Below are 18901 nucleotides of genomic sequence, written 5' to 3' on the forward strand. Positions count from 1 at the left end.
GCCTTCGCATTTTAGAGCACTACCGGGCCGACTTACTTCATCAGCTTCGCAAGTGCCTTGCCCAGATCGGCCGGCGACTTCACCGTGGTGACGCCGGCCTTCTCCAGCGCGGCGAATTTCGCCGCCGCGGTGCCCTTGCCGCCGGAGATGATCGCGCCGGCGTGGCCCATGCGCTTGCCGGCCGGAGCCGAGGCGCCGGCAATGAACGACACCACCGGCTTGGTCACGTACTCGCCGATGAACTCGGCGGCGTCTTCCTCGGCACTGCCGCCGATCTCGCCGACCATGATGATGCCCTCGGTCTGCGGGTCGTCCTGGAACAACTTCAGGCAGTCGATGAAGCTGAGGCCGTTGATCGGGTCGCCGCCGATGCCGATCACCGTGCTCTGGCCGAGGCCTTCGTTGGTGGTCTGGAACACCGCCTCATAGGTCAACGTGCCGGAGCGCGAAACCACGCCGACCTTGCCCTTCTGGTGGATGTGACCGGGCATGATGCCGATCTTGCATTCGCCGGGGGTGATGATGCCGGGGCAGTTCGGCCCGATCAGCACGATTTCCGGATGCTGCATCAGCACGTTCTTGACGCGCAGCATGTCCAGCACCGGGATGCCTTCGGTGATCGCCACGATCACCTTGATGCCGGCGTCGATCGATTCGAGGATCGAGTCGGCCGCGAACGGCGGCGGCACGAAGATGACGGACGCATCGGCGCCGGTTTCGAGCACGGCTTCATCGACCGAGTTGAAGACCGGCAGGCCGATATGCCTGGAACCGCCCTTGCCCGGAGTCACGCCGCCGACGATCTGGGTGCCGTAGTCGAGGCACTGTTGTGCATGGAAGGTGCCCTGCTGGCCGGTGAAGCCCTGCACGATCACCTTGGTGTTCTTGTTGACCAAAACGCTCATTCGATTACTCCTCAGGCCTGCGCGGCAGCCACGGCTTTCTGGGCCGCGTCGTTGAGATCATCCGCCGGCGTGATCGCCAGGCCGGAATTGGCCAGCAGTTCGCGGCCCTGATCGACATTGGTGCCCTGCAGGCGCACCACCACGGGAATCTTCAGGCCCACTTCCTTGACCGCGGCGATGATGCCCTCGGCGATCAGGTCGCAGCGCACGATGCCGCCGAAGATGTTGACCAGGATGCAGCGCACCTTGTCCGAGGACAGGATCAGCTTGAACGCCTCGGTCACGCGCTCCTTGGTGGCGCCGCCACCGACGTCGAGGAAGTTGGCCGGCTCGCCGCCCGCCAGCTTGATCACGTCCATCGTGGCCATCGCCAGGCCGGCACCGTTGACCATGCAGCCGATCGAGCCGTCCATGGTCACGTAGTTGAGGTTGTACTTCACCGCCGCGGCTTCGGCCGCGTCTTCCTGGGTCAGGTCGCGCATCGCGGCCAGGTTCGGGTGGCGGTACTCGGCGTTGTCGTCGGAGTTGACCTTGCCGTCGAGCGCGGCGAGGTTGCCGTCTTCCAGCACAGCCAGCGGGTTCAGCTCGACCAGCGCCAGGTCCTGTTCGTTGAACAGCTTGTACAGGCCCAGCATGATCTTGGTCAGCTGGTTGACCTGCTTGCCGTTGAGGTCCATCGCGAAACCGAGCTGGCGGCACTGGTACGGCTGCAGGCCCTCGACGAAGTCGATCACGATGGTGTGGATGTCTTCCGGCGTCTCTTTCGCCACCTGCTCGATGTCCACGCCACCGTGCTTGGAGGCGATGAACGAGACGGCCTTGCTGTCGCGGTCGACCAGGATCGACAGGTACAGCTCGCGGGCGATGTCGGTGGCGTCGGTCACCAGCACCAGGTTCACCGGCAGCGCGCGGCCGGCCGACTGGTAGGTTTCCATGTTGGTGCCGAGCATGCCCTTGGCGGCGGCACGCACGTCGTCGAAGCTGCGGCAGAACTTGACGCCGCCGGACTTGCCGCGGCCGCCGGCATGGATCTGCGCCTTGACCATCCATTGCGTGCCACCCAATGCCTTGGCGGCATCGACGGCAGCGTCGGGAGAATTGGCGACCTTGCCCGGCGGAACGGCAATACCGTACTGCGCGAACAGTTCTTTGGCCTGGTATTCGTGAAAATTCATTCGATACCTCGAGCGAACGGAGAAACGATGGCGGCCGCACGCATATACGTCAGCGTGGGTCAGGGAGATCGGACGGCGGATGGACGCGCTGCCGGCATACGATGCGCAGCCAGACAAAACCGGCCATACCGCGCAACACGGCCGCCCATTTTCGCGGAAGCGGGCGCCGATGGAAAGGGCCGCCCGCCTGAAACGCCCGCGCGGGGCGCTCCCATGCGCTTTCCGACACCGGCACAGCGGCGATCCGCCCGTCTATACTCGGCCGGAAACCTCGGGAATGCCCTGATCCATCCAGTACAGGCGGCATATGTCCAGCACAACACCTTTGACTACCCCGCGCGCAGGCACGGCGACGATTCGCCACGAACTGTCGTTCCTCAACGCGTTCCGGGTGGTGCAGGCGCTGGTCTATGCCGCCCTGGCGTTCAGCCCACCGGGCCTGGGCTGGCCGCAACTGGCCACTCCCGACTTCGCCCGCACCGTCACGGCGCTGTATCTGGTCTTCGCGCTGATCGCGCTGCTGCTGAACCGGCGCAGCATGCCGTATGCCCGGACGGCCGTGGCGGCAACCCTGGTGGTGGATATCGCCGCCGCCGTGCTGGCGATCGCCGCGATGCACGACGCGCGCATCGGCATCGCGATGATGCTGGCGGTGAACCTCAGCGCCGGCGCGCTGATCCTGCCGCTGCGGCTGTCCAGCTTCTTCGCCGCGCTGGCCACGCTGGGCATGCTCGGGCACACCTTGTTCGGCGGTTCGGCCGATAACCCCGGCGACCGCGACCTGCTCGAAGCGGCGCTGTTCGGCCTCGCCTACTTCGCCACCACCACGCTGTGCCACGTGCTGGGTCGGCAATTGCGCGCCACCGAGGCACTCGCCGAGCAGCGCAGCACCGACCTGGCCAACCTGGCCCAGGTCAATGAGCTGATCATCCGCCGCATGAAGACCGGCGTGCTGCTGGTCGACGACGCCAACCGCATCCACCAGATCAACGAATCGGCATGGATGCTGATGGGCAACCCCGGCGCCGACCAGCGCGACCTCGGCCAACTGGCGCCGGAGCTGTCGCGCCGGCTGTACCACTGGATGACCTCGGGCAAGCTGGACGAGACCGCCACCCAGCTCGCCGACGGCGTACCCGAAGTGGTGCCGCGCTTCACCCGGCTGGCGCCGAACGACGACTCGCACGTACTGATCTTCCTCGACGACACCTCGCTGCTGTCGCGCCGCGCCGAGGAGCTCACGCTCACTTCGCTGGGCCGGCTGTCCGCCTCGATCGCGCACGAGATCCGCAACCCGCTGGCGGCGATCCGCTACTCGGCGCAGCTGCTGGCCGAGTCCAGGAGCATGGACGCCACCGACCAGCGCATGGTCGAGATCATCAACAACCACTGCATCCGGCTCAACGAGATCATCGAGAACATCCTGCAGCTGTCGCGGCGCGAACGCTCGCGCCCGGAGACGCTGGACCTGGGCCTCTGGGCGCAGAACTTCGTCGACGAGTACTCCCAGGGCAACGATCTCGGCGCCGATTCGCTGCGGGTGATCGCCAACAGCGGCACCCCGGTGGCGGCGGTGGCCGACCCGCAGCAATTGCAGCAAGTGGTATGGAACCTGGTGCAGAACGCACTGCGCTACGGCCGCCTGCCCGGCGAGCCGGCACGTGTGATGGTGGTGACCCGGCAGGGCGAGCACGGTGTGCCGATCCTCGAAGTGATCGACCGCGGCCCCGGCATCGCGCCCAAGGTGGCCGCACAGATCTTCGAGCCGTTCTATACCACCCACGAATACGGCACTGGCCTGGGCCTGTACCTGGCCCGGCAGATGAGCGACGCGAACCAGGCGGCGCTGGAATACGTGCGCGTGGCCGGCGGCGGCAGCTGCTTCCGGCTGGTGCTGACCCCACCGGCGCGCAGCCCGGCCGAGGCTGCGGACACCACTGCTCAGGCGGCTACGCGCTGAGGCCGTGGACGTTTGGACGTTTGGACGTCCATAGTGTGAGGGAGTTCCGCCCGTGCTTCGACAGGCTCAGCACGAACGGAAGTGTGGGAGTGCTTCGACACGACAGACTGGATGGAAGCGCGGGAATCTAGCGAGGAATTCCAGGATTCCGTTCGTGCTGAGCCTGTCGAAGCATGAACGGAATCGGCGATCGCCCGTTCAGGTCGATCGCACGATCAGGCTGACCGGCAGGCATTCCGAGCTGGCCGGCTCGCCCTCGATCAGCGCCAGCACCTTGCGCGCCAGCAGCATGCCGCCTTCCTGCCAGTCCTGCCGCACCGAACTCAACGGCGGCAGGAAGCTGGCGCCGAGCGGCATGTCGTCGTAGCCGACCACCGAGACATCGGCCGGCACCGAGCGCCCCAGATCCAGCGTGGCGCGGATCGCGCCCATCGCGAGCAGGTCGTTGCAGGCGAATATCGCGTCGAAGCCGACCTTGCGCTCATGCAGCGAACGCACCGCGTCCATGCCCGAGTCCACGGTGAATTCGTCGCGCCGCATCAGCAGCGGCTTGATCCCGCGCACCGCCAGCGCGTCGATGAAGCCATTCAGGCGCTCGAAGATCTCCGGGTGGCTGGGGTTGCCGATGAAGACCGGACGGCGCCGGCCCAGCGCGATGAAGTGCCGTGCCACCACCGCACCGCCGAGGCGGTTGTCGCTGCCCACCACCACGTGCGCGTCGCTGGCCGACTGCGCGCCCCACACCACCATCGGCAGGTTCAGCTTGTCGAACCGGCGCACCGCGTCCTGGTGCGCGCCTTGGCCCAGCAGGATCAGCCCGTCGGCCGCCTGCACTGCCGCCGCGCTGGCGCCCTGGCGAGTGGTCAGCAGCACGCTGTAGCCGGCCGCAGTCAGTTCCTGCGAGATGCCGCCCAGCAGCACCAGCGGATACGGATCGAACATGGTGCGATCGGTGGAAGGCTTCATTTCCACGATCACCGCCACCGTATGGCTGCGGCGCAGGCGCAAGTTACGCGCGCTGATGTTGAGCTTGTAGCCGTGCTCGCGTGCCAACGCCTGGATCCGTTCGCGGGTTTCCGGGTTGACCAGCGGGCTGTCGCCCAGCGCCCGCGAGACGGTGATCTTGGATACCCCGGCCAGTTGCGCCAGGTCCGCCATGGTCAGGCTGCCTGAGGCGTTCTTGCGCGCGCCTTTCTTGCTCAACTATCTGATCCCTGTTGACTTGGCTCCGGTGCTGCGGCGCTGCCGGACGGCAGCGATGGTCCGCACCGGCACCTGCAGTGTGTCGACATTCGCCTCGCCGATGCAACCTCGCCGCGTGCCGCCCCGCCGCGGTGCGCTGGCGCGACCGGAAAGTGCATATCCATGCCCTTCTCCATCGACCCCGGAACCATCATGGCAGGCCTGTGCCGTTGAAATGTTATCGGTATCTTGATACCGATAACATTTACTGCCAAGCTGCGCGCCAGCCTGGCGTATGGCCCGACCAACAGCACGCGGAAGACGGGGATTTATCGTGGATCACCAGACGACGGCAGCGACAAGCCCCGACGCATCGACGCCTGGCGGCCAGCCGGCGGGCGACCCGTGGCTGCTGGTCCGCCACGGCACCGACCCGGCCGGCTTTGCGCAGGACGAGAGCCTGTTTGCCCTCGCCAACGGCACGCTCGGCGTGCGCGGCAACCTGGAGGAGGCCGACAGCGCCAGCCAGGCCACCTTGCTGTCCGGGGTGTGGGAACGCACCCCGATCGAGTACCACGAACGCTTCCCCGGTTTCGCCAGCCATACCGACACACGCATCCCGGTCGCCGACGCCACACACATCCGGCTGCGCCTCGGCGACACGCCGGTGCAACTCGACCAGGGCGAGTGGCTGCACTTCGAGCGCATCCTCGACCTGCGCCGCGGCTGTTATCGCCGCGTGTTGCGCTGGCGCTCTCCGCAAGGCGCCACGCTGGAGATCGAGGCCGAGCGCATCGTCAGCCTCGAGGAGGCCGGACTGCTGGCGATCCGTTACCGCGTGCGCTCGGTCGACTACCGCGGCCCGATCACGCTGGAATCCTCGATCGGCACCACGCGCGAAGCCGTCGGACAAGGCAACGACCCGCGCATCGGCAGTCGCATCCAGGGCGGCCTCGTCAATCGGGACGCCGAGGCGGACGCGGAGCTGGCCTGGGTCGGCCAGCAGACCACCCACAGCGGCATCCGGCTGGTCTGCGCGCAACGCCACCGGCACGCCGCCGAACTCGCTTTCCGCGACGCCGGCCGGACGCCGGATGGCGTGATGCAGGCCTATACGGGCACGCTTGCACCGGGCCAGGCCGTCAGCCTGGACAAGTACATCGCCTACGCCTTCACCGTGCCGTTCGCCACGGACCCTGCCGATACCCTGCTGGCGCGGGCGCAAGCCACGCTGACCGCGGCGATCGCGCTCGGCTACCCGGCCCTGCTCGATCGGCAGGCGCAGGCGTTGTCCGCCCTCTGGGCGCAGGCCGACCTGGCCATCGCGGGCGACCCGGCCACCGAGCAGGCGCTGCGCCTCAACCTGTTCCATCTGTTCCAGTCCAGCGGCCGCGACGGCCGCAGCAGCACCGCCGCCAAGGGCCTCACCGGCGAGGGCTACGAAGGCCACTACTTCTGGGACGCCGAAGCCTTCATGTTGCCGGCGCTGGTCACCCTGGCGCCGGAGCTGGCGCGCGCCATGCTGACCTGGCGCCATCGCACGCTGGGCCACGCGCGCCGGCATGCGCGCGAACTCGACCACCCGCGCGGCGCGCTTTACGCGTGGCGCACGATCAGCGGCGACGAGTGTTCCGCGTACTTCCCCGGCGGCTCGGCGCAATACCACATCAATGCTGCGGTGGCATGGGCGATCCGCCTCTACGTCGACGCCAGCGGCGACCAGGCGTTCCTGCTCGAACGCGGCGCCGAGATGATCTTCGAGACCGCGCGGATCTGGCTCGACGTCGGCCATTTCAATCCGCGCCACGGCGGCGCGTTCTGCATCCACGAGGTCACCGGCCCGGACGAGTACTCCGCCCTGGTCGACAACAACCACTACACCAACCGCATGGCGCAGCGACACCTGCGCGACGCGGCCGCCACCGCCGAGTGGATGGCACTGACCCATCCGGCCGACTACGCCGCGCTCGCGGCGCGGATCGGCCTGCACGCCGACGAGCCGGCGCAATGGCGAGCCGCAGCGAAGGCGATGTACCTGCCGGTGGACGCTGCGCTGGGCATCTTTCCGCAGGACGACGGCTTCCTCGACAAGCCGCGCCTGCCTTCCGAACTGGTTGCTGCGCCGGGCAAACAGCCGCTGCTGCTGCGCATGCATCCGCTGAGCCTCTACCGCCACCAGGTGTGCAAGCAGGCCGATACGCTGCTCGCCCTGATGCTGGCCGGCGAGCAGGTCGACGTCGCCGCCAAGCGGCGCAACTTCGACTACTACGAAGGCGTCACCGTGCACGATTCCACCCTGTCCGCCTCCACCTTCGCGGTGCTCGCGGCCGAAGTGGGGCATGCCGGCAAGGCCTGGCGCTATTTCCTGGACACCTTGCGCGTCGACCTGGACGACCTGCACGGCAACGCGGCGCACGGCCTGCACATGGCGGCGATGGCCGGCAGCTGGCTGGCTCTGACCTGGGGCTACGGCGGCCTGCGCGTGCACGACGGCATGCCGGCGCTGGCGCCCCGACTGCCCGCGGCGTGGCAAGGCTATCGCTTCGGGCTGCGCTGGCGAGGCACGCGTCTGCGCGTGGAGGTCGATCGCGACGGCGTACGCTACACGCTCACCGAAGGCAGCGCGCTCACCTTCCTGCACGACGGCCTGCCGCAACGCCTGCATGCCGGTCAGCCGTTGCGCCTGCCGTGCGCGGGCTTCGTCGATGCGCTGCCGCCGCTGAAGGCGGTGGTCTTCGATCTGGACGGCGTGATCGCCGACACCGCGGTGGTGCATCACGCCGCCTGGAAAAGGCTGGCCGACGAGATCGGCGTGCCGTTCGACGACGCCACCGGCGAGCGCATGAAGGGAGTCGACCGGCGCGGCTCGCTGGAGATCCTGCTGCAGGCCGCGACGCATTCCTACACGGAAGCCGAGAAGCACACGCTGGCTACACGAAAAAACGAATATTACCGCGAACAAATCGAGCACTTCGGGCCGCGGGACCTGCTGCCGGGGGCGCGCGCGGCGATCGAACAGGTGCGCCAGGCCGGACTCAAGGTGGCGCTGGCCTCGGCCAGTCGCAATGCCGGCTTGCTGCTGGAGCGCCTGGGCATCGCCGACTTGTTCGACGCCGTCGTCGACGCCAACCGGATCAGCCGCTCCAAGCCCGATCCGGAAATTTTCCTCGCCGCGGCGAACGCGCTCGGGGTGGCGCCGGAAGAGTGCATCGGCGTCGAGGACGCCGCGGCTGGCATTGCCAGCATTCACGCCGCCGGGATGGCAGCGGTGGGAATCGGTCAGGCGCAAGCGTTGGCCGAGGCAGACCTGGTGTTACCGAGCATTGCGACATTCGACATACATACCTTTACAACAACCCGTAACGACAACTGGCGTGGACATATCGGTTGATGTGCCGCGACCCACACTGAAACTGATGGGGAGGACGTGACATGGGCAACAACAAGCAAATGACCCGACTGATGCTGTCGGCGGCCATAGCAGGCATCCTCATGTCCGCGACGGCCATGGCGCAGGACAGCCCGCAGGACACCTCGGCGACGAACGCGCCGGCAACCGCCAGGAAGAGTCCGCAGCGCAAGGCGGCCGATGTCAAGGAGACCACGAACCTGCAGCAGGTTGTCGTCACCGGCTCGGCCACCGGCGTGAAGAAGATCGACGCGAGCTACACGCTCACCACCGCGACCGCCGAGCAGATCAAGCTGGCCAACCCCAAGAGCACGGCCGACCTGCTGAAGATCGCGCCCGGCCTGTGGCCGGAATCGACCGGCGGCCAGACCGGCGCGAACATCGAGATCGCCGGCTTCCCGGGCGGCGGCGACGCGCCTTACTTTTCCACCCAGCTGATGGGCTCGCCGCTATACGGCATGCCCACGCTGTCGTTCTTCGAGACCACCTCGATCTTCCGTCTCGACGACACCATCGAGCGGGTCGAGATCCTGCAGGGCGGCCCGTCGGTGGTGTTCGGCGACGGCCAGATCGGCGCCACCGCGAACTTCATGCTCAAGCAGGGCACCGAGGTGCCGTCGGGCAGCATCGGCGTCACCTACGGCTCGGAAAACCTGAAGCGCGTCGACGGCTTCTTCGGCTTCCCGGTCGCCGAGAACTGGTACGGCAGCGTGGGCGGTTTCTACCGCGACTCGGACGGCGTGCGCGACCCGCAGTTCGCGGCCGACAAGGGTGGCCAGTTCACCGCCACGCTGACGCATGACTCGGATCGCGGCAGCATGATGCTCTATGCGCGCGCGCTGAACGACAAGAACCAGTTCATCACGCCGATCCCGCTGATCCAGAACGGCACCGACAACTTCAGCGCCTACCCGGGCTTCGACCCGCTCAAGGACACCTACAACAGCAAGTACATCCAGCACGTGTTCCTGGCCGGCTATCCGGGCGGCGGCACCAACGCCGACCTCGCCAACGGCCGCGGCGCGAAGATGAACTTCTTCGGCGGCAACTTCGACTACGACCTGGGCAGCGGCTGGACGATCAGCGACAAGTTCCTCATCGATGCCGGCGACGTCGACACCAACGCGCTGTTCTCCGGCTCCAACCCGGCCACCTTGAACGACGAGCTGTACAACACCCCGACCAGCCAGGGCGGCTTCGGGCTTCCGGCCGGTTCGGCGACGGCGACTTACGCCGGCCCGGGCGGCGGCGGCGCAGTCGATCCGAACCAGAGCGTGATCCACCAGGGCTGGTGGTACATCCACAAGCACCTGAAGAACATCAACAACGATTTCCGCCTCAGCAAGGAGATCTTCGAGGGCAACACGCTGACCGCGGGCGTGTATCTGGCGCACTACACGATGGACGACAAGTGGGCACTCGGCAACCAGATGCTGATGACGAATACGCCCAACGCGCGCCCCATCATGGTGAGTTACGACGACGCCGGCACCATCAAGCAGCTGACCGACAATCAGGGTTTCCTCGACAACGGCGGCTACAACATCGCCCAGCACGGCACGGCTAACAACAAGGCGTTCTATCTGTCCGATTCGTGGCGCGTGGGGCCCTGGTTGTTCGATGCCTCGGCGCGTCTCGAAAACCAGGACGCGACCAACAACGTGTGCAACCTCACCAATGTCGACCTGGATGGCAACCCGCTCACGCTGTACAACAACAGCGTCCCGGTCTGCAACGGCACGTTCGCGCATACCAACTACAACAAGACCCACACCTCATGGACCGTCGGTGCGAACTATCAGCTGGCCGACAACATGAGCGTGTATGTGCGTGCCAACAAGGGCGTGCATTTCGCCGACTTCGACAACGGCATCCGCGGCGCCACCACCGGAAACACCGCTCCGGTGCAGAAGATCCAGAACCTTGAGGGCGGCTTCAAATACCAGTCGGATCTGATCTACGCCGACATCAGCGTCTACCACAAGCAGTTCAATGGCCTGTCGTTCCAACCCACGGACGGGGCCGGCACGCCGGTGGGACCGCCGGCGCTGTACGGCTCCGATTCCAAGGGCATCAACCTGTCCGGCGCGATCACCCCGATCGAGAACCTGAAGCTGATGCTGGTGGCCAATTACCTCGACGGCCATTACTCACACAACAACTCATGCTTCAAGTTCACCAACGTGGTGACCGGCGTCAGCGGCTGCCAGTTCATCAATGGGGTGCAGTTGCAGCGCCAACCCAAGGTCCACTACGCGTTCACGCCGAGCTACAGGATGCCCTTTTCGTGGGGTGATGTGACCGCGTTCGTGACCTATACGCATGTCGGCCCGCATACCCAGGATCAATCGGGCCTGCAGCAGCTGGGCACTTACAGCACGTGGGATTTCGGCGTGATCGCCAACGTCGAGCAGAACTGGCAGCTGCGCCTGCAGGGCACCAACATCACCAACGAGCTGGGCCTGACCGAAAGCAACTCGCGTATCTTCGGCACGGCCGCAGCCGGTGGCGTGATCCTGGCTCGGCCACTGGAAGGCCGCGAGGTCAACTTCCAGGTGAAGTACCTGTTCTAGTTTCCACTTCAGCGGCACGCGCGGTCCGGGTCGTACCTCAGAGCGGTCCGGACCGCGTTTTTCCTGAAGTTGCACATGCCGTGGCGCCGGGGGTGACATGAATCGAATCCGCATGATCGTCGCACTGGCGCTGATCTACATCATCTTCGCGATCCTGCTCAATAGCGTCGGCACGGTGATCCTGCAGTCGATGGCCACGTTCGGCATCGACAAGCCTGCGGCCAGCGCACTGGAGCGCTACAAGGACCTCACGATCGCGTTCACGTCGTTCCTGGTCGCCTCGTTCCTGCCGCTGTTCGGCTACCGACGCTCGATGATGCTGGCGCTGGCCATCGTCGGCGGTGCCTGTCTGCTGATGCCGCTGTACCCCACCTTTCTCACCACGCGGCTGCTGTTTGCCTGCGTGGGCTTTTCGTTCGCGCTGGCCAAGGTCGGCGTGTATTCCTCGATCGGCCTGCTCACCGCCGACAAGACCGCACACTCGCGGTTGACCAACACCATCGAAGGCCTGTTCATGGTCGGCGTGCTCGCCGGCAACTGGGTCTTCAGCGCGTACGTCGACCCGGCGAACCCGGGCAACCCGGTGTGGTTCAACGTGTACTGGCTGCTCGCCGGCGCCTGTGCGCTGGTGATCGTGCTGCTGGCCACCAGCCGGCTGGACGAAAGCGCCGCGCACGCGCAGGGGCACAACAATTCGTTTGTCGACGCGATCATGGAGATGCTGCGCCTGTTCGTGCGCCCGCTGATTTACGTGTTCCTCGCCTCGGCGTTCCTGTACGTGCTGATCGAGCAGAGCTTCGGCACCTGGCTGCCCACCTTCAACAACGAGATCCTGAAGCTGCCGAACGCGATGAGCATCCAGTTCGCCAGCATCCTCGCCGGCATGACCGCGCTGGGCCGCATCGGTGCCGGTTTCGTGCTCAAGCGAGTGCGCTGGTACGTGCTGCTCAACGTATGCGTGGTCGGCATGGGCGTGTTGGTGATCGTGGTGCTGCCGTTGGCGCGCGACGTGGTGGCGCGGCCGGACGTCGGCTGGTTCAACGCGCCGCTCGCGGCGTACCTGATCCCGCTGCTCGGCCTGCTGATGGCGCCAATCTACCCGGTGATCAACTCGGTGGCGCTGAGCTCGCTGCCCAAGCCGATGCATGCGGCGATGACCGGCCTGATCGTGGTGTTCTCCGCGCTCGGCGGCACCCTGGGCTCGTACATCACGGCCAGGGTATTCGCCAGCTTCGACGGCATCCATGCATTCTATTTCTCGCTGGTGCCGATGACCCTGATCCTGCTCACCCTGTTCCTGTTCAAGCGCGAGACCGACCGTGCGGCCACCACGGCTACCCCGCTTGCTGCGGAATAGCTCGCTGGCCATGGCTCGAAGCACGCCTCATCTGGAGCAACCATGAAATCCTGCAGCCCCCGCCTCGCCGCCCTGTTCCTGCTCGCCGCCACGCTTGCCCTGCCGGCACGTGCTGCTACCGACCCCAGCTTCCTGCTCACCGGCACGGCAGAAAATTTCGGCACGTATTTCCCCAGCTACCTGGCCAACGGCTATTTCTCCACAATGACCTCGGTGCGCGGCACCGAGGGCAATCGCGCGTACATGGTCGCGTTCATGGATTACCAGCCCGGCGACATCGCGCGTCCGGCTGCGATCCCCGGCTGGAGCGAGATCGACTACAACCCCGGCGGCGGCTGGCTCAATTCGACCCGCGTCGACAAGACGATCTTCGCCGACTACGCGCAGACGCTGGACATGCACGACGGCATGCTGTCGACCAGTTACCGCTTCGTGTACGCGAACAAGTCGACCGACATCAAGGTCACCACGTTCGTCAGCCAGGCCTCGAACCACCTGGCGGCGACGCAGCTCTCCATCACGCCGCAGTTCGACGGCAGCGTGCAGCTGACTTTCCCCATCCGGCTGTGGTCCGAACACCAGCCGCGCTTCCCGATCGCCAGCATGAGCGGCGACGAGATGATCGCCGCGGTGATCGCCAGCGGCCAGACGCTGGACAACAAGCCGGTGCCGACGCCCGACCGCGCCGCCGTGTGGTACCCCGGCTACACCCGCGTGCTGGCCAGCGACGGCGACACGAAGGAACTGACGCTGTGGCTGGACGGCCGCGCCGAACACGGCCTGACGATGGCCGAGGCGGCGGCGATCGGGCTGCCGCCGGGCCTCGCGATCGAAAGCGTGAAGCTGGAAAAAGGCCCGTACAAGCTGTCGCTCAATCTCACCGCCAGGGTGCACAAGGGCCAGACCTACACCTTCACCAAGTACATCGCCGCGTCCCGGCAGAACTGGGGCGGCAACGCCCGCGACAACGTGGCGCTGGCCAAGGCCGCGCGTCAGAAGGGCTTCGCCGCGTTGCTCGCCGAACACCAGGCCGCCTGGCACGAGCTGTGGAAATCCGACATCGTGGTCGACGGCGATCCGGGCGTGCAGCGTGCCGTGCATTCGGACCTGTACTACCTGCTGTCCAATTCCACCGTGGGCACGGCCTGGCCGATGGGTGCCTGCGCGCTGACCCCGGGTTACGCCGGCCACGCGTTCTGGGACAGCGATTCGTGGGTGTTCCCCGCCCTGCTCCTGTTGCACCCGGAACGCGCCAAACCGATCGTGATGTTCCGCGCACGCACCATGCAGCCTGCGCGCGAGCGGGCGAAGCAGTACGGCGTGAAAGGCACGATGTACCCGTGGGAGGCCGATCCGGAAACCGGTGTCGACCACACGCCGCACTTCGCCTACGGGGTGTTCCGCGAGATCCACGTCAACGCCGACATCGCGATCGCGCAGTGGCAGTACTACCTCGCCAGCAGCGACGACGCCTGGCTGAAGCAGCAGGGCTGGCCGGTGATCCGCGAGATCGCGCAGTTCTGGGTCAGCCGGGTTACCTACGACAAGGCGCAGGACCGCTACGAGATCCACCACGTCACCTCGCCCGACGAGGCCTACAACGATGTGCCGAACGACTCGTTCACCAATGCCGCCGCGCGCAAGTCGTTGCAGATCGCGATCAAGGCCGCGAAGCTCGTCGGCGCCGCGCCCGATCCGCAATGGGCCACGATTGCCGCGAAGATGTACATCCCGTTCGACCAGAAGAACCAGCGCCATCTCGACTTCGACGCCTCGGTGCCGCACGACAAGATCACCTGGATGGGCTCGTCGCTGGCCTGGCTGATGTATCCGAACCTGGACCTGCCGATGTCGCCGCAAGTGCGCCGCAACGACTTCGCGTTCCAGCTGCACGAACTGAAAGTGCATGGCGACGACCCGAACGAGATGATGATGGTGATGCTCGCCGTCGGCGCCGCCGAACTGGGCGACAGCAAGGCCGCCGGCGAGTGGATCCAGCGCAACCTGGTCGGCTTTCTGAAACCGCCGTTCAACGTGCGCACGGAAACCGTCGCCAACAACGCGGGCTACCTCCTCGCCACCTCGGCCGGCTTCGTGCAGAGCTTCGTCTACGGCCTCAGCGGCCTGCGCATCGAGGACGATGGCCTGGCCGAAGCGTATGCACCGGTGCTGCCGCCGGGATGGAAATCGCTGACGCTCAGGCGCATCACGTTCCGCGGCAAGCGCTATGACATCCGCATCGATCGCGCTGCCGACGGCAAGGCGAAGCTGACCCGCACGGCGATCTGAAACGTCGCCATCACGCCGCGCCCGGACGGACCGGGTGTGGCCAGCAACGATCGGCAAGACTGGGGAGGCCGAGATGAAATGTGCATCCCGTCGACGCTGGCAGCTCGCGGCACTGGCCGTCATCGGCCTCGGCAGTGCCGTCGGCGCACGGGCCGCGACCGATCCCAGCTTCCTGCTGACGGCCACCGCGAAGGACTTCGCCAGCTACTTTCCCGGCCAGCTCGGCAACGGCTACCTGTCGACGCTGACCGCGCCGCGCGGCACCGAGGGCAACCTCGCCTACCTTGTCGCGTTCATGGACTACGCGCAGGGTGACATCGCGCGTCACGCCGCGGTGCCCGGCTGGAGCGAGATCGACTACAGCACGGGCAACTCGCCGGCCGGCCACTTCTGGCTCAACCAGGCCGCGCTGGACCCGGCCGTGTTCCAGGACTACCAGCAGCAGCTGAATCTATACGAGGGCACGCTCACCACGCGCTATCGCTACCTCGACCATGGCCGAGCCACGCGCATCGAGGTGACGAGCCTGGTCAGCCAGGCCTCGCCCCACCTCGCCGCGACCCGGCTGTCGATCACGCCGGAGTTCGACGGCGAAGTGCAGCTGTCGTTCGCGCTGAACCTGTGGGCGCCGCATCAGCCGCGCTTCCCGCTGGCGCGCCTGAGCGGTGACGACATGCAGGAGGCGGTGGCGGCGCACAACCTGAAGCTCGAACCGGTCGCACCGGCCACGCCCGACCGTGCGGTCCTCTGGTACCACGGCGACACGCACGTCACGGCAGCCGATGGCGACACGGCCGACCGCACGTTGTGGCTGGACGGCCACGCCGAGCAGGGCCTGTCGATGGCCGAGGCGGCCGCGATCGAGTTGCCCGCGGGCCTGCAGCCCACCGACCTGCGGGTGTATCGGAGCCGCTATCGGTTGGCGCTGAACCTCACCGCGAAAGTGCGCAAGGGACAGACCTACACCTTCACCAAGTTCGTCGCGCTGTCGCGCGCGGGCTGGGGTGGCGATGCGAAGCAGGATCGCGCGCTGGCCACGGCCGCGCGCACGGCCGGCTTCGAGCGCCTGCTCGACGCGCACCGCGATGCCTGGAGCAAACTCTGGACATCGGACATCCGCATCGACGGCGATGCGCAGGCGCAGCGGATCGTCCACTCCGACCTTTACTACCTGCTGTCCAACACCGCCCCCGACACTGCCTGGCCGACCGGAGCCTGCGGCATGACGCCCGGCTACGCCGGCCATGTGTTCTGGGACAGCGATACCTGGGTGTTTCCCGCGCTGTTGCTGCTGCATCCGCAGCGGGCGAAATCGCTGGTGATGTTCCGCTCGCGCACCTTGCCGGCCGCCGAAGCGCGTGCGCGGGCACGCGGCCTGCGCGGCGCGATGTTCCCGTGGGAGGCCGATCCGCAGAACGGCAGCGAGCAGACGCCGCACATGGCCTACGTGCTCGGCGAACGCGAAATCCACGTCAATGCCGACGTCGCCATCGCCCAGTGGCAGTACTACCTGGCCACCGGCGATCGCCAGTGGCTGGCCCGCCACGGCTGGCCGGTGATCCGCGACGTGGCGGATTTCTGGGCCAGCCGCGCGACCCGGGTGGCCGGCAGGCACCGCTACGAGATCCAGCACGTCACCTCCGTGCTGGAGGCTTACAACGACGTACCAAACGACACCTTCACCAACGCCTCGGCACGCAAGGCGCTGAACATCGCCGTCGCCGCTGCGTCCGTCGTCGGCACAAAGCCGGACCCGCACTGGGCCGATGTCGCCGCGCACCTGCATATCCCGTTCTCCGCGAAGGACGGACACCATCTCGATTTCGACGAAAGCGTGGCGCACAACATCGATGCCTGGGGCGACACCGCCCTGCCGGCGCTCGCCTATCCCTCGCTGGACCTGGCGATGAGCGCCGAGGTGCGTCGCCACGATTTCGACTACGCGATGGGGCTGATCGAACGGTCGCGGCAGGCGCCGAACAGCATGGGGCTTTCGCCCGTGTCGATCGCCGCCGCCACGCTGGGCGACGCGACCACGGCCGGCGCGTGGTTCCAGCGCAACCTCACCACCCACGTGCTGAAGCCGCCGTTCAACGTGCGCACCGAGACCGCCACCAACAACACCGGCTATTTCCTGACCGCCTCGGGCGGGCTGCTGCAGAACATCCTCTACGGCTTCAGCGGCCTGCGCCTCGAACAGGACGGGCTAGTCCAGGCGTACGCACCGGTGCTGCCGCCTCCGTGGCAGTCGTTCACGCTGAAGCACGTCAGCTTGCGCGGTCACTACTACGACATCACGGTCCGCCGCGCGGCCGACGGCAAGCCGGAGCTGGTCCGCCACGCACTCTAGAACCGCCGGGGCACCGCTGCCGGCGAAATTGCCGCCGACCCTGCCGATCACCGGCAGTCGCTATTTCACCCTGAGCTCGGTCCTGCACAACCAGGCCCAGCTGGCCGCGGCCGGGGTGGATACCGGGCTGCATGTGCGGGACGGCATGTGGCATTCGTTCTACTCGGATCCGGAAATACCCGAACCGCGCGAGGCGCATGCCGTGATGGCGCGCCTCTTCGACCGACGGCTGGGGCACCAGCAGTCTTTGCCCCGCAGCGCGCGGCCGGGTATTCTCTGTCGCATCGATAGCCACGCGCCGTGCCATGAACCCACAGACCGTTCTGGTCATTGATGACGAACGAGACATCCGCGAGCTGCTGACCATCACGCTGGGGCGGATGGACCTGCAGGTCGACGCAGTAGGTACCGTCGGCGAGGCACGCCGCGCACTGGCCGAACGCAGTTACGACCTGTGCTTCACCGACATGCGGTTGCCCGACGGCAATGGGCAGGAGGTGATCGAGCTGATCGCCGCCAACCATCCGGACATGCCGGTGGCGATGATCACCGCCTACGGCAACGTCGACGCCGCGGTGAACGCGCTGAAGGCCGGCGCGTTCGATTTCGTCTCCAAGCCGGTCGACATCCAGATGCTGCGCGGACTGGTGCGTACCGCCCTGCGCCTGGCCGAGGAAAAGCGCAACGGCGGCGCAGCGGCGAAAACCGGCGATTCCGGCGATCGCCTGATCGGCGACTCCGCGGCAATGCAGCAGGTGCGCTCCACCATCGGCAAGCTGGCGCGCAACCAGGCGCCGGTCTACATCGCCGGCGAATCCGGCGTGGGCAAGGAACTGGTGGCCCGGCTGATCCACGAGCAGGGCCCGCGCGCGAGCGGCCCGTTCGTGCCCGTCAACTGCGGCGCAATCCCGTCCGAGTTGATGGAGAGCGAGTTCTTCGGCCATCGCAAGGGCAGTTTCACCGGCGCCAGCGTAGACAAGGAAGGCCTGTTCCAGGCCGCCCAGGGCGGCACCCTGTTCCTCGACGAGGTGGCCGAACTGCCGCTGCACATGCAGGTGAAGCTGCTGCGCGCGATCCAGGAAAAAGCGGTGCGCCCGATCGGCGGCCGCGACGAGATCCCGGTCGACGTACGCATCCTTTCCGCCACCCACAAAAACCTCGGCCAGCTGGTCGAGCAGGGCCAGTTCCGCCAGGACCTGTTCTACCGCATCAACGTGATCGAACTGCGCGTGCCGCCGTTGCGCGAACGCCGCGGCGACGTGCCGCAGCTGTCCGCCTTCATCCTCAAGGCGTTGGCCGGCAAGAGCGGCGAAAGCGTCGGCCAGCTGTCGCCGTCCGCCCGCGACGCGCTGGACGCGTACGACTTCCCCGGCAACGTGCGCGAGCTGGAAAACGTCCTCGAACGCGCGATGGCGATGTGCGACGGCAGCACCATCGAAGCCGCCGACCTGATGCTGCCGCAGCGCAGCGCCCGGCTCAGCCAGGAAGCAGCGGCACCGGGCCAGCCGCCGCAGCCACCGGCTGCCGCCAGCGCCGACGGCGGCCTCGACGACTACATCAGCAACCTCGAGCGCACCGCCATCGTCAAGGCGCTGGAGGAATCGCGCTACAACAAGACCGCCGCCGCGCGCAAACTCGGTATCACCTTCCGCGCGCTGCGCTACAAGCTGAAGAAGCTCGGCATCGACTGAGGCAGCACGC

General features: G+C 66.8%; 11 protein-coding genes. 8 read left to right on the top strand and 3 right to left on the bottom strand.

Annotation, left to right across the window (positions count from 1 at the left end; genetic code table 11):
* Positions 1-32: 32 nt before the first annotated feature.
* Both sucD and sucC read right to left on the bottom strand, forming a co-directional pair.
* Entirely contained in the window at positions 33-905 is an 873-nt protein-coding gene (sucD, locus tag ABD024_RS13705) for a succinate--CoA ligase subunit alpha (RefSeq protein WP_343853608.1), read from the bottom strand.
* 11 nt (positions 906-916) lie between these two features.
* Complete coding sequence (gene sucC / locus ABD024_RS13710) at positions 917-2197, bottom strand: ADP-forming succinate--CoA ligase subunit beta (RefSeq protein WP_343853610.1); 1281 nt, start codon at positions 2195-2197, stop codon at positions 917-919.
* A 190-nt stretch (positions 2198-2387) separates the two neighbouring features.
* On the opposite strand from sucC, the gene ABD024_RS13715 reads away from it, so the two are divergent.
* The gene (locus ABD024_RS13715) at positions 2388-4040 is read left to right on the top strand and encodes a sensor histidine kinase (RefSeq protein ID WP_343853612.1); all 1653 of its coding nucleotides are present in this window, start codon (positions 2388-2390) and stop codon (positions 4038-4040) included.
* Between the two features lie 198 nt (positions 4041-4238).
* On the opposite strand, the gene ABD024_RS13720 is transcribed toward ABD024_RS13715, so the two are convergent.
* On the bottom strand, positions 4239-5243 hold the full coding sequence (locus ABD024_RS13720; RefSeq protein ID WP_343853614.1) for a LacI family DNA-binding transcriptional regulator: 1005 nt from the start codon (positions 5241-5243) through the stop codon (positions 4239-4241).
* A 313-nt stretch (positions 5244-5556) separates the two neighbouring features.
* On the opposite strand from ABD024_RS13720, the gene pgmB reads away from it, so the two are divergent.
* The 7 genes from pgmB to ABD024_RS13755 all read left to right on the top strand — a co-directional run bounded on the left by pgmB (position 5557) and on the right by ABD024_RS13755 (position 18891).
* Entirely contained in the window at positions 5557-8613 is a 3057-nt protein-coding gene (gene pgmB / locus ABD024_RS13725; RefSeq protein WP_343853616.1) for a beta-phosphoglucomutase, read from the top strand.
* A gap of 41 nt (positions 8614-8654) precedes the next feature.
* The gene (locus ABD024_RS13730; RefSeq protein ID WP_343853618.1) at positions 8655-11204 is read left to right on the top strand and encodes a TonB-dependent receptor; all 2550 of its coding nucleotides are present in this window, start codon (positions 8655-8657) and stop codon (positions 11202-11204) included.
* 97 nt (positions 11205-11301) lie between these two features.
* On the top strand, positions 11302-12561 hold the full coding sequence (locus ABD024_RS13735) for an MFS transporter (protein ID WP_343853620.1): 1260 nt from the start codon (positions 11302-11304) through the stop codon (positions 12559-12561).
* 42 nt (positions 12562-12603) lie between these two features.
* The gene (locus ABD024_RS13740) at positions 12604-14850 is read left to right on the top strand and encodes a glycosyl hydrolase family 95 catalytic domain-containing protein (protein ID WP_343853622.1); all 2247 of its coding nucleotides are present in this window, start codon (positions 12604-12606) and stop codon (positions 14848-14850) included.
* A gap of 73 nt (positions 14851-14923) precedes the next feature.
* The gene (locus tag ABD024_RS13745) at positions 14924-17200 is read left to right on the top strand and encodes a glycoside hydrolase family 65 protein (RefSeq protein WP_343853624.1); all 2277 of its coding nucleotides are present in this window, start codon (positions 14924-14926) and stop codon (positions 17198-17200) included.
* 28 nt (positions 17201-17228) lie between these two features.
* Entirely contained in the window at positions 17229-17534 is a 306-nt protein-coding gene (locus ABD024_RS13750; protein ID WP_343853626.1) for an alpha/beta hydrolase family protein, read from the top strand.
* Positions 17506-18891 carry a sigma-54-dependent transcriptional regulator gene (locus tag ABD024_RS13755; RefSeq protein WP_343853628.1) on the top strand — a complete coding sequence of 462 codons (1386 nt, stop codon included), beginning with the start codon at positions 17506-17508 and terminating at the stop codon, positions 18889-18891. The genes ABD024_RS13750 and ABD024_RS13755 overlap by 29 nt, the downstream gene beginning before the upstream one ends.
* The last annotated feature ends 10 nt before the right edge of the window (positions 18892-18901 follow it).

The sequence above is a fragment of the Rhodanobacter soli genome, from assembly GCF_039523495.1.
GTDB lineage: Bacteria > Pseudomonadota > Gammaproteobacteria > Xanthomonadales > Rhodanobacteraceae > Rhodanobacter > Rhodanobacter soli.